This is a genomic window from Frankia sp. CeCAU1 (genome assembly GCF_977971845.1).
On sequence record NZ_CDWWXA010000045.1, the window covers coordinates 1 to 24,091 of the forward strand.

At 65.6% G+C, this 24,091-nt stretch carries 17 protein-coding genes and 1 pseudogene; 5 read left to right on the forward strand and 13 right to left on the reverse strand.

The features are described 5' to 3' along the window. Positions 1–1,247: reverse transcriptase domain-containing protein (locus AC08OO_RS10470; protein WP_476609766.1), on the forward strand; the 1,247-nt coding region annotated here is incomplete at its 5' end. Continuing rightward, positions 1,217–1,723 (forward strand): hypothetical protein, encoded by a 507-nt coding sequence (locus AC08OO_RS10475; protein ID WP_476609765.1) that lies wholly within the window; start codon positions 1,217–1,219, stop codon positions 1,721–1,723. The genes AC08OO_RS10470 and AC08OO_RS10475, both read left to right, overlap by 31 nt. A 332-nt stretch (positions 1,724–2,055) precedes the next feature. Here the strand turns inward: AC08OO_RS10475 and AC08OO_RS10480 are convergent, their stop codons facing one another. The 9 genes from AC08OO_RS10480 to AC08OO_RS10520 all read right to left on the reverse strand — a co-directional run bounded on the left by AC08OO_RS10480 (position 2,056) and on the right by AC08OO_RS10520 (position 14,638). Next, on the reverse strand, positions 2,056–4,338 hold the full coding sequence (locus AC08OO_RS10480; RefSeq protein WP_476609764.1) for a carboxyl transferase domain-containing protein: 2,283 nt from the start codon (positions 4,336–4,338) through the stop codon (positions 2,056–2,058). Further along, positions 4,335–7,508: an ATP-binding protein gene (locus AC08OO_RS10485; RefSeq protein WP_476609763.1), complete on the reverse strand. Its 3,174-nt coding sequence runs from the start codon at positions 7,506–7,508 to the stop codon at positions 4,335–4,337. Before AC08OO_RS10485 ends, AC08OO_RS10480 begins: the two co-directional genes overlap by 4 nt. A gap of 145 nt (positions 7,509–7,653) precedes the next feature. Then, complete coding sequence (locus AC08OO_RS10490) at positions 7,654–8,637, reverse strand: 3-oxoacyl-ACP synthase III family protein (RefSeq protein WP_476609762.1); 984 nt, start codon at positions 8,635–8,637, stop codon at positions 7,654–7,656. Positions 8,638–8,661: 24 nt separating this feature from the next. Beyond that, positions 8,662–8,907, reverse strand: coding sequence for a beta-ketoacyl synthase N-terminal-like domain-containing protein (locus tag AC08OO_RS10495; RefSeq protein WP_476609761.1), 246 nt, complete (start codon positions 8,905–8,907; stop codon positions 8,662–8,664). A 243-nt stretch (positions 8,908–9,150) separates the two neighbouring features. Then, positions 9,151–9,792 (reverse strand): CoA transferase subunit B, encoded by a 642-nt coding sequence (locus tag AC08OO_RS10500; protein WP_476609760.1) that lies wholly within the window; start codon positions 9,790–9,792, stop codon positions 9,151–9,153. After that, positions 9,789–10,538, reverse strand: coding sequence for a CoA transferase subunit A (locus AC08OO_RS10505; RefSeq protein WP_476618459.1), 750 nt, complete (start codon positions 10,536–10,538; stop codon positions 9,789–9,791). The genes AC08OO_RS10500 and AC08OO_RS10505 overlap by 4 nt, the downstream gene beginning before the upstream one ends. 107 nt (positions 10,539–10,645) lie before the next feature. After that, positions 10,646–11,251, reverse strand: coding sequence for a lipocalin-like domain-containing protein (locus AC08OO_RS10510; protein ID WP_476618460.1), 606 nt, complete (start codon positions 11,249–11,251; stop codon positions 10,646–10,648). A 51-nt stretch (positions 11,252–11,302) separates the two neighbouring features. After that, positions 11,303–11,806 carry a beta-ketoacyl synthase N-terminal-like domain-containing protein gene (locus tag AC08OO_RS10515; RefSeq protein ID WP_476609756.1) on the reverse strand — a complete coding sequence of 168 codons (504 nt, stop codon included), beginning with the start codon at positions 11,804–11,806 and terminating at the stop codon, positions 11,303–11,305. Positions 11,807–12,007: 201 nt separating this feature from the next. Then, positions 12,008–14,638, reverse strand: coding sequence for an ATP-binding protein (locus tag AC08OO_RS10520; RefSeq protein ID WP_476609755.1), 2,631 nt, complete (start codon positions 14,636–14,638; stop codon positions 12,008–12,010). A gap of 134 nt (positions 14,639–14,772) precedes the next feature. On the opposite strand from AC08OO_RS10520, the gene AC08OO_RS10525 reads away from it, so the two are divergent. The 3 genes from AC08OO_RS10525 to AC08OO_RS10535 all read left to right on the forward strand — a co-directional run bounded on the left by AC08OO_RS10525 (position 14,773) and on the right by AC08OO_RS10535 (position 19,387). Next, positions 14,773–16,920: an NAD(P)/FAD-dependent oxidoreductase gene (locus AC08OO_RS10525; RefSeq protein WP_476609754.1), complete on the forward strand. Its 2,148-nt coding sequence runs from the start codon at positions 14,773–14,775 to the stop codon at positions 16,918–16,920. Further along, a complete protein-coding gene (locus AC08OO_RS10530) occupies positions 16,917–17,891 on the forward strand; it encodes an ATP-grasp domain-containing protein (RefSeq protein ID WP_476609753.1) in 975 nt (324 codons plus the stop codon). The genes AC08OO_RS10525 and AC08OO_RS10530 overlap by 4 nt, the downstream gene beginning before the upstream one ends. Positions 17,892–18,049: 158 nt before the next feature. Next, positions 18,050–19,387 (forward strand): cation:proton antiporter, encoded by a 1,338-nt coding sequence (locus AC08OO_RS10535; RefSeq protein WP_476609752.1) that lies wholly within the window; start codon positions 18,050–18,052, stop codon positions 19,385–19,387. 1,318 nt (positions 19,388–20,705) lie between these two features. Here the strand turns inward: AC08OO_RS10535 and AC08OO_RS10540 are convergent. The 4 genes and pseudogenes from AC08OO_RS10540 to AC08OO_RS10555 all read right to left on the reverse strand — a co-directional run. Next, on the reverse strand, positions 20,706–21,557 hold the full coding sequence (locus AC08OO_RS10540; protein ID WP_476609751.1) for an alpha/beta fold hydrolase: 852 nt from the start codon (positions 21,555–21,557) through the stop codon (positions 20,706–20,708). Positions 21,558–21,588: 31 nt separating this feature from the next. Then, a complete protein-coding gene (locus AC08OO_RS10545) occupies positions 21,589–22,110 on the reverse strand; it encodes a lipocalin-like domain-containing protein (RefSeq protein WP_476609750.1) in 522 nt (173 codons plus the stop codon). 291 nt (positions 22,111–22,401) lie between these two features. Continuing rightward, positions 22,402–23,740 (reverse strand): annotated as a pseudogene (gene ccrA, locus AC08OO_RS10550) (crotonyl-CoA carboxylase/reductase). 40 nt (positions 23,741–23,780) lie between these two features. Beyond that, positions 23,781–24,091, reverse strand: a 311-nt coding sequence (locus AC08OO_RS10555) for a 3-hydroxyacyl-CoA dehydrogenase family protein (RefSeq protein WP_476618461.1), incomplete at its 5' end; no start/stop codon positions are given.

The window sequence follows — 24,091 nt, forward strand, 5'->3', positions numbered from 1 at the left end:
TGCCTATTAGTATTGAGCCGCGAAATGAGAAGACCGGGTGCGCCGACGTGGTCGAAAGCACGGAAGGCAACATCGTCGCGAGCGCTAGACGCGAGTTCGGGACGGGCCCCGCGCGGTCGGAGAACCATGGCATGCACGGAATCCTCAGGCACGAGAACCGGGAGATCCCGTACCCGCCCGTCGGGGTGATGGCCGGCGGGCCGTCCAGGGAACGCCAAGGCGGTAATCCTGGGATGCACGGGTGCGGGAGGTCAGACACGCCCATAGTACCTGTGAACCAGCCGAACAGAGCCGCGAGAGTGGTTGCGGAGGCGGGGGAGGAAAGGGGCGTGGCCAAGGGGAACACGGCCAGCGAAACACGTTCCGGACGCAGAGCCGGGTCAGGCGTGTCAAACCCGTTGGTCCGTGTGCGCCAAGCCGCACGGCGGGACAGGAAGATGCGGTTCACCGCGCTGCTCCACCATGTTGATCTGGCTCGCCTGGAGGCGGCGTTCCGGGCGGTTCGCCCGAAGGCCGCGCCGGGCGTGGATGGGGTGACGTGGGAGGAGTACGAGCAGGACCTCCAGTGCAACCTGGTCGGCCTGCACGACCGGATCCACTCGGGGCGCTACCGGGCGAGTCCCTCGCGGAGGGTGTACATCGCGAAGGCGGACGGGCGGCGGCGGCCGCTCGGCATTGCCACGCTGGAAGACAAGATAGTCCAGCGGGCCGTCGTCGAGGTGCTCAACGCGGTCTTCGAGGAGGACTTCGTCAACTTCTCGTACGGGTTCCGGCCCGGGCGTAGCCAGCACATGGCGCTCGACGCGCTCGCGGTCGGTATCCAGCGGAAGAGGGTGAACCGGATTCTTGATCTTGATGTTAAGGAGTTCTTTTCGAGCTTCAACCATCAGTGGCTCGTCAGGTTCCTTGAGTACCGGATCGCGGACAAACGGCTCCTGCGCGTCATCGAGAAGTGGTTGCGTGCGGGAGTGGTAGAAAACGGCGAGTGGGCGGAGACGACGGTCGGATCACCGCAGGGGGCTTCGGCGTCGCCGTTGCTCGCTAACGTGTACCTGCACCGCGTCTTCGACCTGTGGGCGCAGTGGTGGCGGAATCACAATGCGCACGGAGATGTCATAGTCGTGCGTTTTGCCGATGACGCGATCGTCGGGTTCAGGCCGGGGACGACGCGCGGCGGTTCCTTGCTGATCTTCGTGAGAGGTTCGCGAAGTTCGGCTTGGAGTTGCACCCTGACAAGACCCGGTTGATCGAGTTCGGGCGGTTCGCCGCCGTGAACCGGTCGCGCCGTGGGGAGGGCAAGCCCGAGACGTTCAGCTTCCTGGGCTTCACGCACCTGTGTGCGACGGGGAAGAAGGGCTTCTTCTGGGTGAGGCGTGTCACGGACAAGCGGCGTGTGGCGGCGAAGCTCCGGGAGATCAACACCGAGGCGAAGCGGCGCCGTCACCAGCCCATCCCCGATCAGGGGCAGTGGTTGCGCAGCGTGGTCGACGGCCACCTGAACTACTTTGCCGTGCCAGGCAACAGCAAAGCGGTGGCGGCCTTCCGCTACGAGGTGGCCCGGACCTGGAACAGGGCGCTGTCGCGCCGGAGCCAGCGGGCCTACCTGAACTGGACGCGGATGGGACGTATCGCGAAGCAATGGCTGCCGACCGCCAAGATCCGACATCCCCTACCGGCCGTACGGTTTGACGCCACTACCCAAGGCAGGAGCCCAGTGCGGTAGTTCCGCTCGCTGGGATCTGTGCGGGAGGCCGCCCGTAAGGGCGGTCCCTACCGCGATCGGGTCCTTTCGCGGGCTGGATCCGTACCGCCGCGGCCACCGTGTCCCGATGAACGTCGAGCCCCGCGCAGCGCGGGAACACAACCTCCACCCCTACACCTCCTCCCATCAGACAGACACACCTACAGGTGCGTTGCCCGGGGAGACCTGAACACGGAAACTGAGGAACGCGCTCACGGCAGCAGGAACAAGTGCCCCAGGCCTCCGCCGCCATACTCAAACACGGGCTCGTCCGCACCAGAGACAGCCGACGTCGACCAGGTAACGCCCCACCATCATCCGGGCTTTGATGCCTCGATGGCCTCGATGACCCGCGGGCGCAATTCGGCGGGGGGGATGACGGCGTCGACGGAGCCGACCTCGACCGCGCGTTGGATAGTGTGCCGGCGGTCGAACTCCGTGGCGATCTCGCGATGCTTCTCCGCGTGGACCGAGACGCGGAGCTCGTCGAGCTCCGCGGTTAGCGCGGTGCGGTCGGCGCCGGTGGCAGCCGCGACGCGGGCCTCCAGGCCGCGCACCCGCGGGTCGGCCGCGGTGCGGGCGTCGACTTCGCGGGCGAATACCACCGCGGCGGCGGGAGCGCCGCCGAGAACCGAGGCGAACGAGCCCTCCAGCGCCAGCACGGTCATGTTCGGGTTCAGCGCCTTCGAGAACACCACGAACGCGCCACCGTGGTACCGCGAGATCACGCAGAATACAATGGGCCCGCGGAAGTTCACGACCGCGCGGCCGATCTCGGCGCCGTACTCCAGCTGCAGCTTGCGCATCGACTCCGGCGAGCCGTCGAAGCCCGACAGGTTCGCCAGCACCACCAGTGGCCGGTTCCCGCTTGCCGCGTTGATCGCCCGTGCGACCTTCTTCGAGGACTGCGGGAACAGTGTGCCCGGCGTATAGATTTCCGGGCCGTCGGCAGGCGGGAAACCGTGCCGCGGCACAGCGCGCGACTCGATGCCGATCAGGCATACCGGTATGCCGCCGAGGTGTACGTCCCACACCACCGCGGTCTCCGCGCCCTCCATGTGCTTCCAGCGTTCCAGCACCGGGTGGTCCTGGTCGGACAGCGCCTCCATCACAGGGCGGATGCCGAAGGGCTTCTTGCGGTCCGGGTTGGCCTCGGCGGAGAAGATCTCACCGACGGAGGTGAAGTCGCTGCCAGCCACCGAGTGAGGGTAGTCGGAGATGTCGCGGTCGACGGGGTCGTTCGTCTCCGCTCGCCGCGGACCATCCTCGCCGGGGGCGACATATGTGTGGTTGTAGTGTGCCATCAGCACGTCCACGGCGGCGGTCAGGTTCGGCGCCCAATACTGCCCCTGCCCGTTCGGGCCCATCACTCGGTCGTAGCCGCCAATGCCGAAGTTGTCCTCGGCCGACACGCCGCCGGAGACATCCACTGCCTGCTTGCCGGTGAGCACCATCGTCGAGTCCGGGGTCATCACCAGGATGCCCTTGGTGTGCATGAGCATCGTCGCCTCGGCGTTCCAGTACGGCTGCGCACCGACGGTGATGCCCGTGACCACGATGTTGATCTCGCCGCCGGCCTGGGTGAACTCGACGATCTGCTTGAGTGCCGCGCCCACCCAGTCCATGTTCTCCGTGCCCGATTCCATGGAGATCCGGGCACCGGAGGACAGCGCGTACCATTCCAGCGGCAACCGCATCCGCTCGGCCAGGTTCAGTGCGGCGATCACGCGGCGGCACTCCGGCTCTGACAGTGCGCCGAGTGACTTCGTCGGGTCGCTGAGCAGTACGACCCTGGTGACACCCCGCGGGTGCAGCCTGGTCGGGGCGGTGGCCACACCCACGACGATCGCCGCGGTGTTGTGCCCCTTCGGCCGGTCGACCGGCACCAGCGCGCAGCTGTCGTCGAGGTCGTACTCGACGAAGTCGCCGAGCAGGTCGGTCAGTTCATATGGGTGCATCATCTTGCGGTTGCTCGCGCGCAGCACCTTGAGCCGGTAATCGTCGATCGGCTCGATCGGCTCGACCGAAGGCTCGCCAACGGTCAGCTCGACGCCCGTGGTCTTGAAGGAGACACACAGGGCGATCTTAGACAGCTCGCCGGTCTGCGGGCTGCGCTGCTGGGCGATGAACAGGATCTCCTCCAGCTCGGCGTCCGCGGTCATCAGCAGCACACGTTCAGTGATCATCTCTAGCTCGGTGCGGGTGATGTCGCTTGGCGGCCAGACGTAGACCACGATCCGGTTGGTGTTGAAGCGCCTGTCCGACGGTCGCCGCGACCGCGTGCGGCGGATCGAGTCGACGCAGGCGGCCACGGCGACCTCGGCCGCTGGCAACGCGACCAGCTGGCCATCATGATCGCGCTCCCTAAACAGGTCGCATACCTGGATGAACGCGACAAAGCGGTTATCCGACGGATTCTCCCGCGCCACGCACTGGTAGAGGTACACATCCTCGTCTGACGACGGCAGCCGGGTGAGGTCGAATTTGCTCAGCCGCTCCAGCTGCATCCGCTGCGCGATGCACGGGTGCAGGCCGCGGATCGGCCGTTCCTCGGCCATCCCGGCGTCCGACGGCCGGAACGTGAAGCGGTGGGTCATCGTGCAGCTGCCTCCGGGGTGATGGTGATGGTGAGCCGACGCACCTGGGGCGGCAGCGGGTGCGCGCTGGCGGCCTCGCCCAGCACGGCCGCCATCACGTCGGAGTCCGCCGGCTGGTTCTCCCAGGACAGGTAGATGTCAGCATCGACGGAGCGCTCGCCGCCTGCCAGCTCCGCAAGCCCACCCAGCGCCGCGTCCAGCGCGTCGAAGCCCACTGCGCAGGAGACGAGCCTGGAGCCCGCGCGCTCGGCCACCCAGAATCGGTAGCCGGCGTACTCGGTGGCGCGGATGTGGGTGAGGTCCTTGTTGCCGTAGTACCGGCGGGTCAGCACTTCCAGTATGACCGTGTTATCCTGGTCGCCGCGCAGCAGACGCTGGCCCAGCAGCGGCACCAGCGGCTCGGTGCTGCGCACCATCTCGGCGATGCGCTCGGTGCGATCCGGCGCGTCCGGGTAGGCGTCCAGGTGGAGCAGGTGCTCGAAGATACGGATGCGCTCCTGAGCACGGCGCAGCAACTGCTGCTGATGCTGGAACCAGGCGAACATCACGTCGAGCGCGAGGTCGGCAACCACGGGGAAGTGGCCCTTCGTGGCGGTCACCAGCCGCTCTAGCGCCAGATACACCGGTTTGTGCACGGACTTGTCCGGCGGCGGCTCCCACCGCCACGATTCCAGCAGCGCCGCAACCACCTTGGCGGCCACCTTGGCGGTGGCAGGCTGCCGGGCAAGGAAGATTCGGAACACCGCGGCCTCGAGCTCGGGGGAGCGTTTCAGGTCGGTGACGTCGTAATGCCCGAGCGCCTTGGCCAGTTTGGCCTGGAACGACTCCGTTAGCCTGGCCCGCTCGACATCGAGGCTGCGCAGGTAGGTGTGGAAGTGCTCGTGAGGGCTGCGCGGGTGGCCCTCATCGCCGACGTCCATGCGGGCAGGCCAGTTCCGGCTCAGCTCGGCCAGGTCGGCGAATATTTCGATGATCTCGAGCTCCTTGGCCAGCGGCTGGTGGCCCTCCTCGGTGGCCGCCCGACGCGCGGCGAGGTAGTCGTGGAGCGCCTGGCGCTCATCGTGCAGGTCGAAGCCCAGCAGCAAAGCGCGCAGATCCTCCAGGCCGCGCGCGGTGCGCTCACGCGCCGGGACCTCCTCGGGCGCGGTCGGCAGGTCCAGCCCGGCCGCCGCGGCAGCCGGGCTGTCCTCGACCTCGGCACCGGCGATCGGCTCCAGCCGCAGCAGCGGCGCACCCGCCTCTACCTGGCTGCCCACGGAGACGAAGTATTCCCTCACCCGCGCCTTGAATGGCGCCTGCAGCACCGTCTCCATTTTCATGCTCTCCAGCACCAGGATTTGTGCGCCCGCCTCGATCTCGGCACCAACCTCCAGCGGCGTGGCGATGACCATGGCAGGCATGGGCGAGCGGACGACGTCGCCCTCGTCGCGGCTGACCCGGTGGGTGACGCCGTCCACCTCGATCAGGTGGACGGGCCCGTGGATGTCGGCGAGTAGCCGGTACCGGGCACCGTTGACGACGATCTGCCCGGTGTGCCGATCGAAGCGGTCAATCGTGACGTCAGCGGTGCGGACGTCGGCGCCCGCTTCGAGGCTGACGTGGAACCGGCACGGGCCCCGCCGCGCCACGCGCGCCTGGTAGCCGACGTCGCGCAACTTGAGGTCCAGCGGCCGACCGCTGTCGTGCTGCACCTGCGGGCGTCCGCCGAACGCCGTCAACAGCAGCCGCTGCCGCTCGGCGTGCTCCTTCTCCTCGTACGCGTCGATGGCCGCTGCCACCAGGGCCACGGCGGAGTTCCGGTGCGAGACAAGCCTGTCCCCGACGCGGTCGATCCAGCCGGTGTCCGCGCTGGCGTCGATCACCTCGGGCCGGTTGAGCAGGTCCAGCAGGAAGCTCTTGTTCGTGACGCCACCTTTGATGATCACGTTGGTCCCCTGGAGTGCCCGGCGCAGCCGGCCCAGCGCCCCGTCGCGATCGCGGCCGTAGGCGATGATCTTCGCGATCATCGAGTCGAAGTCGGCCGGGATGGTGTCGCCCTCGCTGAAGCCAGCGTCGACGCGGATGCCGGGTCCGGCTGGCAGCTCCAGCCGCGTGATGTGGCCCGGGCACGGCATGAAGTCGCGGTCGGGGTCCTCCGCGTTGAGCCGGGCCTCGACGGCGTGTCCGCGCTCGACCGGCCGCGCGCCCTGCAGCCGGCCGCCCGAGGCCACGTGTAGTTGGGCCTTGACCAGGTCGAACCCGGTGGTGGCCTCGGTGATCGGGTGCTCGACCTGCAGGCGGGTGTTGACCTCGAGAAACGTGACCTGCTTGTCGCCGGGGTGGTAGAGGAACTCGACGGTCGCAGCGCCCCGGTAGCCGACCGCGACGATCAGCCGCTCGGCCGCGGCCTTGAGGTTGGCCGCCTGCTCCGGGCTGAGCACCGGCGAGGCCGACTCCTCGATCACCTTCTGGTTGCGCCGCTGCACCGAGCAGTCGCGGACGCCGAGCGCCCACGCGGTGCCCTGGCCGTCGGCAATCACCTGGACCTCGACGTGCCGGGCCCCAGTAATTAGGTGCTCCAGGAACATGACATCGATGCCGAACGCCCGCGCGGCCTCTTGCCTGGTGCGCTCGAAGGCGTTGACAAGCTCGGACTCGTCCCTGATCACACGGATGCCCCGACCGCCGCCGCCCGCGGCCGCCTTGAGCATAAGCGGATAGCCGATCTTGGCAGCCACCGCCAGGGCGGCGTCCAGGCTCTCGACCGGACCGCGGCTCCACGGCGCGACCGGCACGCCGACCTCCTCGGCGATCCGCTTCGCGCCGATCTTGTCGCCGAGCTTGCGCATGGCCTCGGAACTGGGCCCGATGAAGGTGACCCCGAGCCTCTCGCAAAGCTCTTCGAACGCCGGGTCCTCCGCGACGAAGCCCCAGCCGACCCACGCGGCGTCGGCCCCAGTCTCCACCAGCGCGCGCTCCAGGACCCTCAGGTCGAGATAGGGACGCGCGGCGGCCGGGCCAAGACAGTAGGCCCTGTCGGCCTCGCGCACGAACGTCGCGGTGCGGTCGACATCGGTGTACAGGGCGACGGTCTCGATCGCTGTTGCGGTCTCGGCGACTATCTCCCGAACGGCTCGGATGAGGCGCATCGCGGCCTCACCACGGTTGACGATGGCGACGCAGCGGAACACGGCTGAGTCCTTCCTGCTCAAGACACATCATTCGGCTGGCGGGTGGCCGGTTCGTCCTCGCGACTGGTGACTGACCGGAATATGGGGATGGCGCCCGGCCGGTCGCGGTGACCGCGCCGGGATCGGCGACTGCTTGATATCGGGCCTACGCCCAGCGCAAGGCGACTCCACCCCACGTCGCGCCGCCGCCGAAAGCCACGATAAGGAGCAGAGAGTCCCGCTGGAGCCGACTGGCCCGTACAGCGTCATCCAGTGTGATCGGCACGGAAGCGGCACCGGTGTTGCCGTACTTGCCGACGGTGAGATGCAACATTCCCGAGGCGAGCCCCAGGTTCTCAGCCAGGTCGGCCAGCATCACCCCGTTCGCCTGATGGGACACGATGAGATCAACGTCGGGCAGCGTTACACCCACAGTCGTGCACAGTTCCGTCACGACTGCTGCCAACTTCTCGGTTGCCAGGCGACGAACCTCCCGGCCGTTCATCATGAAGTAGTGCTGATGTTTCTCGATGCTGAGATGGCTCGGAGGTATTCGACTGCCTCCGCCTGGGATCTGGATCAAGTCCTTGTTGCGTCCGTCCGAGTACAGGGTGCTCGCCAGCAGGCCTTGTCCGTCAGGTACCTTGCCGAGGACGACCGCGCCAGCACCGTCTCCGAAAAGAGTCGAGGTGCGGTAGTCGGTGTAGTCAAGAATGCGCGAATAGGTGTCGGCGCCAATAACCAAGGCGGTGGAGTAATCCGGGTCCGCGGCAAGTAGGGAGTCGGCGCACTTCAGCGCGTAGATGAAGCCGGTGCAGACCGCTTGAATATCGAAGGCGAACGCTCGAGTGGCGCCGATGGATGCTTGAACGTGGCATGCGGTGGCGGGCATGGGCTGGTCGGGTGTGGATGTGGCAAGCACGATCAGATCGATGTCCCGGGCCTGCATGCCTGCCGCGGCGAGCGCCTGTCGTGCGGCGTGGGCGGCCAGATCCGAGGTGGCCTCGTGCGGTGCTGCCACACGGCGTTCGCGGATGCCGGTCTTCTCGAAGATCTTGCCACGGTCGAGGCCGAGGAGATCTTCCATTTCTTCACTCGTCAAAATTTTTTCTGGGACGTATGACCCAGTTCCGAGAATGGCTGTGTTCACGACTGATCCTTTCAGGGGTCGAGGCTACAGCAGTTCGGCGATATACTCACTGAGATCGTGTCTCACCTGGGACATGCCGATAAACACATCAGTGCTACTCCCCACCAGGTCATCGGTTGGCAATCCAGCGTGCTCGCACGTCTTCTGCGTAGGCTCCAGCAACAGCCGCTGCTGATGATCGATCAACTCTGCCTCGGTCGGGTCAATACCGGAGAACTCCGGATCGAAGGCGCTGACGTCGCCCGATACAAACCCGCCACGCCGTAGCACATTCCGACTTGACCGGAGCGTCGTTGACGGAGCCGTCGGCTGTAGTGACCGTGACGTCGCTGTCGGTCAGCAGTTCGACCAGGTCACTCCGGGTCGGGTCCGCAAGATCCGGGGAGACCCGGGGCAGCCGAGCGACAACGCCTCCGTAACTGTCCAGCCGCAAACTATTACGAAAGACAGCAGCACCTGGACGTAGGCCGGATCACGGCGACGCCGCCGCGGCCCGGAACGCCGAACAACCGGTCACTTCAGAGCGATCGTGAGGTTGGGTGTGGTGGCCGCGCGAACGTCGCTGATAGTGACGCCGGGCGCGGCCTCCCGCAGGATCAGGCCGATGCCGGGCTTAATGTCGATCACTGCCAGGTCGGTGATGACACGATGCACACAGGCCTGTCCGGTCAGCGGCAGCGTGCACTCGTCGAGGAACTTGTGGCTGCCGTCCTGGGTAACGTGCTCCATCATCACGACGACCCGCCGGGCGCCGTGGACTAGGTCCATGGCGCCGCCCATGCCCTTGACCATCTTTCCGGGGATCATCCAGTTGGAGAGGTCACCGGCGGCGGACACCTGCATAGCACCCAGGATTGCGACGTCAACGTGCCCGCCGCGAATCATGCCGAACGACGTCGCTGAATCGAAGGTGCTGGCTCCGCGCAGGAGTGTGACGGTCTGTTTACCCGCATTGATCAGATCGGGGTCGACCTCGTCGTCGTAGGGGAAAGGGCCGACGCCGAGGAGTCCGTTCTCGCTGTGCAAGATGACCGTGGCCCAGGGCGGGAGATGGTTCGCTACCAGGGTCGGCAGGCCGATGCCCAGATTGACGTACTGGCCGTCGGTCAGGTCGGCGGTCGCCCGCTTGGCCATCTGCTCGTGGGTCCAGCTCATCGGGAACTCACAGTCCTCTTCTCGATCCGCTTTTCGGTGGTGGGGACGTGGACGACGCGCTGCACGAAGATGCCGGGGGTGTGGATTTCGGCCGGGTCGAGCTCACCGGGTTCGACGAGCTCCTCCACCTCAGCGATTGTCACCCTGCCCGCGGTGGCGCACAACGGGTTGAAGTTCGCGGCGCTCCCCCGGTATACGAGGTTGCCATGCCGGTCGCCCTTCCAAGCATGGACCAACGCGAACTGGCAAACGATCGCCTGCTCCAGCATATAGCGGACCCCGTCGAACTCCCGGGTCTCCTTCGACGGCGACGCGAGCGCAACGCCACCGGCCCCGTCATACCGCCACGGCAGACCACCGTCGGCAACCTGGGTCCCCACCCCCGCCGGAGTGTAGAAAGCCGGGATCCCCGCCCCGCCGGCACGCAGCCGCTCGGCCAGCGTCCCCTGGGGAACGAGCTCGACCTCCAATTCCCCACCGAGGAACTTCCGCTCGAACTCCCTGTTCTCCCCCACATAGGACCCGATCAGGCGACGGATGCAGCCGGCGTCCAGGAGAAGCCCCAGCCCCCAGCCGTCGACCCCACAGTTGTTACTGACGATTTCGAGATCGGTGACATCGGCGTTCAGCAACGCCTCGATCAGCGTGCTCGGGATGCCGCACACCCCGAACCCACCCACTGCCAACGATGCTCCGTCACGGATATCGTCGATCGCCATGGCTGCACTTGCGATGACTTTGTCCACCGTTCACGAACCCCTTCTGATACTAAAAGGAATGTAAGTAACTGGACTCCGACAGGGCCGCGGCCTGCGCAGATGCACCTTCTTGGGTCCAGCAACCAGGATTCCCATTAGTACCTGCCGTCCAGCGGTGGCCACGATGGGGCGACGGTCGCACCTTTCGGCGATTCCGCGGGCCGGAATCGCCTCCACGTCAGGCGTGGGACCCGGATGCCCGAGACGTCCTCCTGTGCCGGACAAGAAAGCGTCAACGTGCCCCCTTTCAGGGTGAAATCACGAACCAGGTCCTCTCCGATCCACCCGGAAACAGATGCTGCCTGCACCCGATGAATGACCTGCCTGCCAGATACGTGGTAAGATCCGTAGTATCCAAAGAACGAGGTGCCCCTGGAGATCGACTCGACATCGTCACGCGACCCGTCCCCGAATTCAGGGACGGGTGTGCTCGCGGTGCCACCCCGTGGGTCGCACACCTGCGCGGACATGTAGCCGTCTTCCCAGTAGACCAGTAGACCGCCCGGGTGGGCACCCATAGGCCTCTCTAGAACATCTCCGTTACGATTGGTGATGTCGAACGAGGCGAGCCGCCATACTCCCAGAGCGTTCGGCAGAAAATCACGCGCATCGGGGTGGTCCAATGGATCCGAGCGGCCCGTGCTGTTCATGATTACACCTCTCTTAGGGTCCGTAATGAAGTAAGTAATGCAGGCCAACATGCGTCTCCGCAGGTCATGGGATCGCGAGGGCTCCAAAGTGAACAAGTTATTTCATTCCGAATCCTTACACGCTGGTCGTAGGTCTTTCGATCCGCAGACCTTTTCGTCCTTCCGATCGGTCTCTGCCTGCGACGCTTCCCGCGACGCCTCACTCCATAGCTCTGATGGCACATAGGTGACCGCATCACGACCGTCGCGGAGGAAATCACACAGCGACGCTGCGGAACCAACGCCGCCAGGAAGGCGGCACCCGATCCCAATCACCGCAACCGCGCTGGAGGTGTTTCCTCCAGCATCCCGCGTCCGTTCACCCCAACCCTTACTCGGATGCGCGCGGATGGTCTGATCCGCCTTCTTGACCGGAGCGTCGTTGGCGGAGTCGTCGGTTGTAGTGGCCGTGATGTCGCTGTCGGTCAGCCGTTCGACCAGGACGCGCCGGGTCGGGTCCGCAAGATCCGGGGAGACCCGGGGCGGTCGATCGTCGCTCTTCCTCTGCTTCGACACGAGGACGCTCCTCAGCGACTCGATTGATATTGCGAAGGCAAGAGTACCCATGCCTGGCCGCTTCTCAGCCATTTGGTTGACATATTCTCCACTTTGGTGTGGTTGTCGATGGGGCAGACACGCCGGGCCTCGACCGGGCCCACCCAGGAGGAGGTGCCCTGGTGTCCCGGTCCGGAGATCTGCGCTCTGATGAGACCTGTGATGAGGCCCCGTCAGATGATCCACAGCCGCCAGCGAAGCCGCGGCCCGTGACTATCCGTGAGGTGGTACGCCTCCAGAATCTCCATGAGGAGGCCGGGGTGAGGTGGATGCGCTCCGCTCGCGCTCGCCAACATGTCGCTGCGGCTCACACGTACGTTCCTGGGGGCTCCTGCTGCTGTCCTTAACCCACGCGACGATCTGGGCCCGTGAGGTGAAACCGAGCTTGCCGAGAATGCGCTCGACGTGACCTTCCGCCGTGCGCTGGGCGATCACCAGGTAGCTCGCGATCTCCTTGTTGCTCAGACCGCGGGCGACGAGGTCCGCCACCTGACGCTCCCGAGGGGTCAGGGGTACCTCCGGCTCGCCGGCGGGAACGACGGGGTGGGCGACGGGAGTCCCGGTGCCCTGGGTAGCCGCGGCGACGGCCTCGTCCAGGTCGAGTTCCGCGCCCTGCGCTAGGGCGCGTTCGAGCTTCCGTTGATCCAGAACGCGTCGCAGGGCGGCCTCGCATCGGTGGTGGAACAGGGCGAGCCCGAAGACGGCGATCGATGCCCCGGTCTCACGCCAGATCCGCCCGGCCGCGCCGAGCAGGACCGCGGACTCGTGGTGCCGACCGGCCGAGGCCATGACCCACGCCTGCTGCTCCAGCGCGACGGCGATGCCGACATGGTCGTGGAACGCGTATTTGAGGGAGATGGCCGCGGCATGGTGCTCCATCGCCTGCTCCAACTCGCCTAGCTGCCAGGCCGCCAGACCGAGGCCGCACAGAGCGAACGAGCGGAAGCAGCATTCGCCGAAGCGCTCGGTCAACGCCACGCATTCCGCGAAGACGGTCGCCGCCGCGTCCTGTTCCTCGCGGATTCCGTGGGCCAGCCCGAGATAGAGCAGTGATTGGGCGAGACCGAGCGGCTCGCCGAGGTCAGTGAACCGGCGGCGGGCGTCCTGACTGCGCTCCACCGCCGCCGACGTGTCCCCGCTGATGGCGGCGAGCCTGCCCTCGACGCAGGCGATGCGTGCGAGCACCCGCTGCTCGTGCAGCCTGGCGGCCAGATCGCGAGCCTCGGCCAGCAGCGACACGGCCGCGGTGATGTCGCCCTGGAGGGACGCGGCGTGGGCGGCCGATTGCAGACCGATGGCCCGGATCCCGTCCGGCTCCGTGGCCTTGCTCAGCCCCCGATCAAACCAGAAGCGCGCCTCGCTGAGTAGCCCGATGGCGGCCCAGTATTGCCACAAGGCCACCATGATGGACAGAGCGGTCTCCGCCAGGCCCGGTGTAGTGAGGCAGAGGTCCAGCGCAACCCGTAGGTTCGCTTGCTCGTTCCGGATCCGCCGGATCCAGTCGAGTTGGGCCGGGCTGCACCACTGAGCGTCGGCGAGGGCCGCCATCCGGCGGTAGTAGGCGAGATGCCGACGGCGCACGTCCTGTTCCCGACCGGACTCGCGCAGGCGGTCCTGGCCGTACTGGTGAATGGTGTCCAGCATCCGGAACCGGACCATCTCCCCGTCGTCCTCACGGACCAGAATCGACTTGTCAACCAGCCCGCTCAGCAGGTCCAGCACGACCTCCGGCGGGTACCTGGCGCCCTCCACCTGCTCAGCCGCCTCCAAGGTGAACCCGTCGGCGAACACCGACAGGCACGCCCACATCTGCTGCTCCTCGGGAGTGCACAGGTCGAAGCTCCAGTCGATCAGCGCGCGCAGGGTCTGCTGGCGGCGGGGCCCGGCCCTGTTGCCTCGCGTCAACAGGGCGTAGCGGTTGTCGAGCCGATCGAGGATCTGCTCCAGGGACAGCGTCCGGAGCCGAGCAGCCGCCAGTTCGATCGCCAGCGGGATGCCATCCAGGCGATGGCACAGCGACGCGACGGTCCGCCAGTTGCCCTCGTCGAGGCTGAATTCCCCCAGCACCGCCGCCGCGCGCTCCGCCAGCAGGCTCACCGCCTCGTACTGGATGAGCCCGCCAGCCAACGCGGACTGGTCCGTGCCCGGGGCCGGCGCCGGGGGTACCCTCAGCGGGGGCACCTTCAGCACCCGTTCCCCTGCCACCCCGAGCAGGTGGCGGCTGGTTGCGATGACCCGCAGGTCCGGGCCCGCGCGCAGCAGGGTGTCGACGAGCCGGGCACACGTGTCCACGAGGTGCTCGCAGTTGTCGAGCACGAGCAGGATCCTGCGCGGAGCAAGGTGCGCGGCGAGCGTCGCCGCGGTCCATCGCCCGGAGAGGAGCTGCAGGTCCATCGCCTCGGCGACCGCGTCGACGACCAGTGACGGGTCGTCGAGGTCGGCCAACTCGGCGATCCAGACACCGTCGGGGAACGCGCGCTGCCGGTCCGCCGCGAGCCGAAGGGCGAGGCGGGTCTTCCCGACCCCCCCGGGCCCGGTCAGCGTGAGCAACCGGGCGCCGGCCAGCAACCGCAATGCCTCTGCCAGCTCCCGTCTGCGACCGACGAAGCTGGTTAGTTCCGCCGGCAGGTTCGACCTTCCACGTCCGGACACACACAACACCGTCCCGCTACCTATGGGGGGACACAACTTGGCCGGATAAGTGGACAATCGGGACAGACGGGTGGACAACCGGGACAGACAGGTGGGCAGGTGAGCGGACAGGTAGTGAGACAGGTAGTTCTCCCGTCCCCGCACACCGGTCCGTCGCTCAGGCTGCACCCATGCCGAGGACGCAGACTGCACTGCCAGCAGCCTTGGGATGCCAGGAGCCGGAGCCGACCGGCTGGAGCGGGTGTAGGCAGCCAGGGCAATGGCACATCCACGAGCCAATCAATTGCAATAGTCGGGTGTTGTACATCCGTGTTCCATGCAATGAGATGACGCCAGAGCTGGGGGAGGCCCTGCGAAGCAGGGCAGTCAGGAAGACCATTAACGTGGTGGCCGGATCTGGTTGCGGAGCCAGCCAACAAAGTCCCTTGGTATCGTCGACACCAGTCCTGTGCGCTTATGACGAAGTAAATTTATGCGAGACTAAGCACGCGAGACCAGATGCGAAAATCCAGCCGGTGGGCGAGGCCGACCGCGTTTCCCGGAAGCTTCGACAAAGATCTGATTTGATGACCAACGAGAAAGCGCATTCACCGGAGGGCTTGCCGGTGATTCGGCAGGCGACCTCCGAAACTGATGTCGTGGTGGTCGGTGCCGGCATCATAGGCCTGGCGAACGCCCTTCAGCTTGCCAAACGAGGCCTGCGAGTAACGCTGATCGACAACCTTCGCGACAAGAAACACAGCTACAAGGTTGGAGAGTCGTTCCTAGTCTTCACGAGTGCTTTTCTCCGCACTGTGGGCGAGCTGGATGAGTTCATCACCGAGGAATCATTCGCGAAACTCGGTGTATGGTTCTCCCACGGCACGGAGAACAGATCAGACTTCCGCGACACCACCGAGTGGGCCATCAACGCCGACCCGCATCCGCCGCATTATCTCTACGATCTTGCGCCCGACAAGAAGTGGTTCCGCTGCATGTTCCTCGACATGCAGATCGTCCGTCCCGAAGCGGAGGATTCGATGTGTGCGGCCGTCCGACGGCGTGCTGGAATCACTTTCGTCGACACCGCCCGAGTGAGCGACATACAGATCTCCCCGGGAGCGGACTGGCATCAGGTGGAATGGCTGGACGGCACAACCGGGCACAGCAACATCATCCGAACGCGCTGGGTCGTCGACTGTTCTGGACGCAACCGGTTGTTGGCCCGCGGCCGCGGACATGCCGCGGAGCGGCGGGAACTGACCGACGGATTTCAGACGACAGCGGTCTGGGGCCAGTTCGAGGGCGTGACCGATAGCCTGTTCGGTGACGAGTGGACGCATACCTTCCCCAACGGCCGCGATACGCAACGCGACCTGTACACCGTACATTTGTGGGGGACTGGTTACTGGATCTGGGTCATCCGGCTCTCGAAGGAACGGATCAGCGTCGGCGCGACTTTCGACCAGCGGTCGGCGCCACCCGGCCGAACTCCGCAGGAGCAGTTCTGGAATCTCATCCGGCGGCACCCCGTCCTCGACAAGGTGATCGCACCGGAGTCACTCCTTGAGTTCCGGACCTACCGTAACGTCCAGCACTGGACCGACACGTTCGTCAGCCCGCAGCGCTATGCAATGGTAGGCGACGCGGGCAGCATCATCGACGCCTACTACAGCCAGGGAATCGCGCTGGCGTTGGTGACCAGTTGGCATCTCGCCAACATTGTCCAGGACGACGTCCGCTCCGGGCACCTGGACCGGGCGTATATCGAGCGGGTGAACCGAGCCACTCGCCAGGACTGGCACATGCTGCGCGCGATGGTCCGCGAAAAGTACACTGCCGCGATCGCGGATCCTCGCTTCTTCGTGTTGTCCCACGTGCTTGATATGATGGTGTTCTGGTCGGTGGGCAGCACCCGTTCAGCGCTCACCCGATGGCTCGTCGACACCGAGGGCGACACCACTCGGGAGACCCCGAAGAACCGCCGCGTCCGGCGGCGTCTCCAATCCACGCTATTCTACTCCCGGGCCCCGCTGTGGCGGTGGTTGCCGCCGGAAACCGTGCATTGGATACAGAGCCGGCTACAGGCCAACCTCGCGGCCCGCGCACGGTGGCGGCTGGATCACGGTGTCAAGCTACCAACGGTCCGTAGCGTCCAGAACGTCACCGCGCCGCTGCCCAAGCTGTGGTGGCTGGCGATCGGCGGGGACCGGGGACGAGATATTTCAGCTCATGACCTGGTGGAACCCGCGGAACTACGACCAGAGGGCACCGCGACCTGGTTGGACCGGTTGCCCGTGCCGGCCAACACCCGACTGCGATGGGTGATCCGGCTGCGGCCGTATGCCCTGCTCGCCGGATTCGCCGCTGCCTATCTGTGGGACGGGGTGGACACGGCGATCCGACGCCTGCTCCTGCTTGTACGCCGCCCCAGCGACAGCGCGACGGCCAGCGAACTCGCTAACCACGAGGCCTTGCTAAGGAAAGATGAATGAAAGCCGTTACCGCTGGGCGACCGATCGCCTATCTACATTTGGACTCGCCGCACGCGGAGTACCCACAGATCGTTACCGCCCTGGCTGATTACGGTGTCACGGCAGTCGCGGTCCATCTCGACAACGTGCACACCGTCGACTGGACAGCGTTCGACGGCGTGAACCTACGAATGTGCCGCGGCTTCCACAAGCGGCCCGACTTCCTTGACAGGATCCGGAGACTGTATCTGGAGCTGGACGGGAAGATTCCAATTCTGAACTCGATGCGGGTGGCCGTCGGGACGCTCGACAAACGGCGGTACCTGTCAGAGCTCGAACAGGACGGCATCGCGGTGATCCCGACCCGCTGGGTTTCCCGGGGCGAGGACGTGACGATTGACACGCTCATGACCCAGACCGGATGGGACCATGTCGTCATCAAGCCAACCGTCTCGGCCGGCTCTTGGCGCACCTTCCGGGTCTCACGGAGCGGGCCGAGTACCTCAGCAACGCACTTCGTCCGGCACGGCCACGAAGCAACGTCGACGACGGGCGTGGCACCACGCCGCGACACGGAACCCGAGACACTGCTCCGTGACTTGGTGTCCACCCATCACGTCTGTGTCCAGCCCTTTCTCTCATCGATCCTGGCTCATGGTGAACTCTCCTTCGTCTTCCTAGGCGGAAAGTTGAGCCACGCGGTCCGCAAAAGAGTCGCCCGGGACGGCGGCTGGTGGGCACATGAACGGTTCGGTGGCCGGAATGAAGTTATCCAGCCGACACCAGCCGAGCGTGAGTGGGCATACTGTGTGTATGAAGCACTAGAGAACCGATACGGACCGTTGATCTTCGGCCGGGTTGACGGCTTGCGGGACGAACACCGTGTGCTGCGGCTACTGGAATGTGAGCTCGTCATCCCCCGTCTGCTCCTGACCGAGGGCAACGCCTACGACACGTACGCAAAGACCATCGTGCGGGCGGTTGGCGGCTGACCCGATGACCTACCGAGAAACGCTCGCCGGCCCCGGGGAGTAACGGTTACGTACGCAGCGCATCGGATCTACCGGCGGTTTACCTCATCCTGCCACTCTCGCTCGTGCTCGGTGTCACCGTCGGTTCAGACGTCCGCCTGACCTGCCCAGGAGTAGTGATGGTCAACGCATCCGGTCCGGTAGCCGCGCTGTCGTCCCATGCGCTTCTCGTTTTCCTGCTCCAGATCGCCGTCCTGCTCGGGCTAGCTTATCTCCTCGGGCGGGCGGCAACGCGGCTGGGAATGCCGGCAGTGGTGGGTGAACTCCTCACCGGCGTGATCATCGGGCCATCTCTGCTTGGCGCGCTCGCGCCTGGCTTCGCCGGCTGGCTGTTGCCCGCACGGGCCGACCAGTTCCATCTCCTCGACGCCGTCGGCCAGCTCGGCGTGATTCTGCTGGTCGGATTCATCGGCATAGAGATGGACATCCAGATGGTGCGGCGCCGGGGTCTGGCCGCCGCCCGGGTCGGCCTCGCCGGGCTGCTGGTTCCGGTGGGCCTCGGCGTCTCGGCGGGGCTACTGCTGCCTGACTCTCTCGTCGCGGACGGCGCCCATCGGCTGGTGTTCGCGGTGTTCCTCGGCGTGGCGCTCGGGGTCAGCGCGATCCCGGTAGCCGCGAAGATCCTCATCGACATGAACCTGTTGGACCGCAACGTCGGCCAGCTCACCCTGGCCGCGGCCGCAGTCGACGACGTGGCCGGGTGGTTCGCACTCTCCATAGTGTCGGCGATGGCGACCACGGGCGTGCGTGGCAGTGACATCGCCGTGCCGGTGGTCAGCATGCTCGGCACCGTGCTGGCCGCCCTGGTGGTCGGTCCTCCGACGGTCCGGCGGGCACTTCGATACGCCAGCACGGCGCGCGACGGTGGTGGCCAGATCGTGGTCGTCACCGTACTGATCCTGGCCGCGGCGGCGGCCACGGAGGCACTGAAGCTCGAGGCGATCTTCGGCGCGTTCATCGCCGGCGTCGTCATCGGGTCCAGCCGGGGTTTCGCTCCCGACCGGGTCGCGCCGCTGCGGACGGTGGTGCTCACTGTGCTGGCGCCGATCTTCTTCGCCACCGCCGGGCTACGGGTCGATCTCGGCAAGCTCACCGACCTGTCGGTCCTCGCCACCGGCCTGGTGGTCCTGCTGCTTGCCGTCGCGGGCAAGTTCGCCGGCGCCTACCTCGGAGCCCGGGCCAGCCGGCTTGGCCACTGGGAGGCCCTCGCGCTCGGCGCCGGGCTGAACGCCCGCGGGGTCATCGGCCTGGTCGTCGCCGGAGTGGGGCTGCGCCTCGGCGTGTTGAACACGGCGGCCTACACGGTGGTGGTCCTCGTGGCACTCGTCACCACCATGATAACTCCGCCGATCCTGCACCTCACGATGCGACGGGTGGAGCACACCGCGGACGAGACACTACGGCGACTGGACCCCACCGGCGACACCGAAAGCGCACATTCCGGTGCCCGACGCTAGCGCCGGCATGGACGTCAAATAACCGCATCCTACAAAAGGCTGTTTCGTAACTCGATCGGGTGTGGTGTGGGGTGGGTCCGGGGTGTGCTCGACCCGCGCGACCCGACCGGCTCACTCCCGCTCGTCAGCCCGTCGGGAAGACCACGGACAGGCCAACGACTGCGTGGCAGATGAAGGATTTTGGCCCTTCGGAGTCGCCCTGCCCCTGCCAGCCCAGGGGTGCGAATCCCCTGGGCCACCCGATCCAAGAAGCTGTTTTAGAATTACCCTGGTCCCATATCCCAACCCGATAAAGCGGGCTGTCGACCGGTTGGCACGCCGAGCGCCGGAGTCCGACCCTCTGGCGCTCAGCATACGTCCGAGGTTAGGGCAAGATCTAAAATAGGTTCCTAGAATTTTCCTCCGGGGGGGGTTGGGACCGCTGTCTGGGCTATGACCGCAACGTGGCTGGTGGCCCCGGCTGGCGCCGGCCAGGGTGTCGCACGTTGCGGACTCTCGATACTGGCCCGTGGTACGGGCACGGCGCCGCCGTTGTCCTGCTTGGAGTTCTGGCCGCAACCGCTGAGGAACAGAGTCGATGGGATGACGAGGGCGCCAAGCACCGTCACCATGGCTCGACGGCCACGGTGCCTCGGTGTCCGGGGCCATCGGGATCGGAAGGAATGTATGGTGTCCATAATGATTCAGTAGTCTACTGCCCTATGCGCAACTTTTCCACCTACCCGAGGGGCCGGGTTTTCCACCCGCCCGCGAGGTCAGAAAGATCCTGAAGCGTCTTCCCGGTGATCACATCAGTACCTTCGGCGGGTAAACCAGCCCGCCTCTTCCAAACCTTGCCGGTGCCATTAGTGATCAGGTGTGAGCTCAATGGCAGTACTTTAAGAGCGTGTCTCACACGGCGGTTCCGGGTAGATAACCGATCATGGATGTGATGGAGAGCGGCTTGCTCTACGTCCGGTCCCGGACGAGTTGTGGAAGCTGGTCGAACCGTGACCGCTCCGGTTCGAGGCAGGCCCGCAGGGCGTTGAACACCCCCGGCTGCTCGGCGAGGATCGGGCGGCCAGCGTCTGCTCGCCGACGTGGGAGCCGTCGATCGTGGCCCCGAGCGTCGCTCGCGACGCGTAGGTGGTCACGAGCGCGGCGCGCACAAGCAGGTGGGGCGGGTCGTCGGCGGTGCCCGACGGGCCCGACGCGGCCCGGTTCGCCGTCGTGCCCAGGCAGCGGGTCTGGGTGCCATCGCCCCGCACACCGGCGGGTCACATACCGTTATCAACCTCCATTCTCAAACGCCTTCTGACCGACAATCTCAAACACCTTCTCAGATCTCTGCGAATTCGCGAACGGCCTGGATGAACTGGTTGAACTGGCTACGGTGCACGTCGTGTGATGCGTTGTGCAACTCGACGGTGGTGCAGCAGACGGGCAGGATGCGGCGTGCGTGCGCCCATTCTTCGTCGGACCACAGTCCGCCCCGCAGCGGGTTGGCGCGGATGAGAAGGGTCCGAACAGTGAGCTGACCTAGGAGCGGGAGTAGCGGGCCTGTACAGGATCCATCGCGCACCAGGCTCTCGACGATGGCAGGGTCGGCGTACCGGAAACCCTCCAGCAGACTGTCCACATCATCGGGGTGCCAGCCGGGATGAACCATGGAGAGGATTTCCCGCAGTTCTATTTCGGACAGTGCGATGGCCTTGATCAGATCGTTGATCTGTTCGCGCTGCAGCTTTGGTGACATCATCACCGGGGGGTCTTCAAGAACAAGGCGCGACACCGCCGGGGGAAGCTGCTCCGACTCGGCACCGGTCGCGGTGACCAGGGCCACGGCGGCTCCCCACGAGTGGCCGACCAGCATCGGCTCCTCGACCCCCACGGCGGTCAGGAAGGACACCACATCATCAGCGGCCTTGCGTAGGCCGTACGACCCGACGGGTGGTCGAACACTGGCACCATGTCCTCGCAGATCGAGCGCGAAAACCTGGCACCTATCCCCCAGCGCGGGGCCGACACGAGACCAGCTTGCAGCCGATCCCGCGTTGGCATGCAGCAACACGACCCGCATCCGTTCATCTCGATCTTCACTCCAGACCCGATAGCTGAATCGGCCGGCAGGAAGATCAATGAATCGTGCGTGCCAGCCAAAATTGGCACGGCCAGCGTGTGCGCCCGTCATGGCGGTCTCTTTTCTTTGTCGGCGGTGGCCGTTATGGTGCTACGGTCGCACCAGCTGGCGATTCCGCGGGCCGGATCCGCTCCCACGTCAGGTACGGAAGCCGGATGCCAGAGCCGTCCCACTTTGCCGGACAGCACAGCGTCAACACATTTCCTCTCAATGCGAAATTGCGAACCTGGTTCCCTCCAATCCATTCGGGAACAGACGCCACCTGCACATGATGGATGACTTGATCATCCGCTAGGAAATAGGTTCCGCAGTATCCGATGTAGGGATGGTTCATGGCGATCGATTCGGCGTCGACCTGCGAGCTATTCATGAATTCGGAGACGGATGCGCTTGAGGTGTGACGCTGAGGATCGCGCAGGTGTGCGGACATGTGGCCGTCGGCCGCGTAGATCACTAGGCCGCTCGGTTGGGTGCCCATGGGCATGCTGAGAATTATTCCATTGCGGTCAGTAACGATGAACGAGACGAGCTTCCATGCTCCGACTAGCAAAGGTCCATGCGTATCGAGGTGGTCCGAAAAATCCGAACCGGTTACGCCGCTCATGAAGGAAAACCTCCATTGATGTTGGATTGGCTCAGATTGTTGACTTGCTGGTCCGAGGTCGACAGTTCGGAGGCCACGCCACATCCCCTCCCTTCAGCGTCCGGTGATGGCGGTACAGGAGCCCCTTCCCTGATGCGGGGGTGATCCCCCGCCGATGATCCCCGCGATCCGTAGGAGGTGGACGCCGCGTGCAACAACACCGCGGTACACGTCCGTCTTGGTGGCGGCAGGGCCGGGGAGGCTGGCGAATTCCGACCTCCGCTATTCCCGCGGAAGATCCAAAATTCATGATCACGTCTCGCGGAAGCGGTTGATCGCGCCCAGATGGCGGGTCCGTATCGCGTTGTCGCGCACGCCGAGGCCCTCCTGCGGCGCGAGGCACAGGACAGCGACCTTGCCATGGTGCAGGTTGCGGTGTACCTCGTAGACGGCCTGGCCGGTCTCGTCCAGTGGATACACCCGTGACACGGTCGGATGAACCAGCCCCTTGGTGATCAATCGGTTGGCCTCCCAGGCCTCGCGGTAGTTCGCGAAATGCGACCCCACTATCTTTTTCAGATTCATCCAGAGATAGCGGTTGTCGTAGGAGTGGACGAAGCCGCTGGTGGAGGCGCAGGTGACGATCATTCCGCCGCGGCGGGCCACATAGACCGAGGCGCCGAAGGTCTCCTGCCCGGGATGCTCGAAAACGATGTCCGGATCCTCCCCGCCGGTGAGCTGCCGGATCTTCTTGCCAAAGCGCTGCCATTCCTTCGGGTTCTGGGTGTGTTCATCCGTCCAGAACCGGTAGCCTTCCGACGTCCGGTCGATCACCAGCTCGGCGCCCATCCTGTGGGCAATTTCGGCTTTCTCGGAAGGAGAGACAACGCAGACTGGGATTGCACCGCCGCGCACCGCCAGCTGCGTGGCGTAGGAGCCCAGCCCCCCCGCTCGCGCCCCAGATCAGCACGATATCTCCCTGCTTCATGTCCGCGCCGTTGCGCGACACCAGCTGACGGTAGGCGGTGGAGTTCACCAGGCCCGATGCCGCGGCCTTCTCCCAGCTCAGATGCGCCGGTTTCGGCATGAGCTGGTTCGCCTTGACCAGAGCCAGTTCGGCGAGGCCACCGAAGTTGGTCTCGAAACCCCAGATGCGCTGCTCCGGATCCAGCATCGTGTCGTTGTGGCCCTCCGGCCGTTCCAGCTCGACCGACAGGCAGTGGGCCACCACCTCGTCACCTGGCGACCAGGCGTGTACCCCCGGCCCAGTGCGCAGCACGACACCGGCGAGATCGGACCCTACGACGTGATAAGGCAGGTCGTGCCGCTTGCTGAGCGGGGAGAGGCGGCCGTAGCGCTCCAGGAAACCGAACGTCGGCAGGGGTTCGAAGACCGACGTCCACACCGTGTTGTAGTTGATCGAGGACGCCATCACGGCGACCAGCGCCTCACCGGGGCCGATCTCCGGTGTCGCGACCTCGTCCAGGTGCAGCGAACGTCGGGGGTCCTTGTCGCGGGATGCGAGCCCACTGAAAATGTTGACGTCTTCCTTTCGGACGACCACTCCCCGGTAGGTCTCCGGCACCCGGAGGGATGTAAAGGCCTCCTTGGGCGTGTCACCGGCGAGAATAGCTGACCTTATTTCTTTCACGGTCGAACTCTCCTATACGATGCCGACATCGGGCAGATGTTCAGTAGACCCGGAAACCCCCCCCGGTCTTGTACCCCAGACGTCCGGACCTGACGAGGTCTTCCAGCAGGAGCGTCGGGGTGTACCCGGGTTCGCGGAACTCCCGGTACAGGGCGCGCTGGATGGCGAGTGTCACGTCCAGGCCGATGGCATCGGCGAGTTCGAACGGCCCCATCGGGTGTGCGCAGGCGACCTTCATGGCTGTATCGATCGCATCGATACCCACGTAATGGGACTCCAGCATCTTCACCGCGTCGTTGAGATATGGGAACAGTAGGGTGTTGACGATGAAGCCGGCGCGGTCGGCACACC

What these genes read in the sequence shown, in the direction of transcription:
- AC08OO_RS10535 (WP_476609752.1), top strand. Translation starts at nt 18,050, where the DNA reads ATGGTCAACGCATCCGGTCCGGTAGCCGCGCTGTCGTCCCATGCGCTT.
- AC08OO_RS10525 (WP_476609754.1), top strand. Translation starts at nt 14,773, where the DNA reads ATGACGCCAGAGCTGGGGGAGGCCCTGCGAAGCAGGGCAGTCAGGAAG.
- AC08OO_RS10515 (WP_476609756.1), bottom strand. Translation starts at nt 11,806, where the DNA reads ATGGGTACTCTTGCCTTCGCAATATCAATCGAGTCGCTGAGGAGCGTC.
- AC08OO_RS10500 (WP_476609760.1), bottom strand. Translation starts at nt 9,792, where the DNA reads ATGAGCTGGACCCACGAGCAGATGGCCAAGCGGGCGACCGCCGACCTG.
- AC08OO_RS10530 (WP_476609753.1), top strand. Translation starts at nt 16,917, where the DNA reads ATGAAAGCCGTTACCGCTGGGCGACCGATCGCCTATCTACATTTGGAC.
- AC08OO_RS10545 (WP_476609750.1), bottom strand. Translation starts at nt 22,110, where the DNA reads ATGAGCGGCGTAACCGGTTCGGATTTTTCGGACCACCTCGATACGCAT.
- AC08OO_RS10540 (WP_476609751.1), bottom strand. Translation starts at nt 21,557, where the DNA reads ATGACGGGCGCACACGCTGGCCGTGCCAATTTTGGCTGGCACGCACGA.
- AC08OO_RS10480 (WP_476609764.1), bottom strand. Translation starts at nt 4,338, where the DNA reads ATGACCCACCGCTTCACGTTCCGGCCGTCGGACGCCGGGATGGCCGAG.
- AC08OO_RS10510 (WP_476618460.1), bottom strand. Translation starts at nt 11,251, where the DNA reads ATGTTGGCCTGCATTACTTACTTCATTACGGACCCTAAGAGAGGTGTA.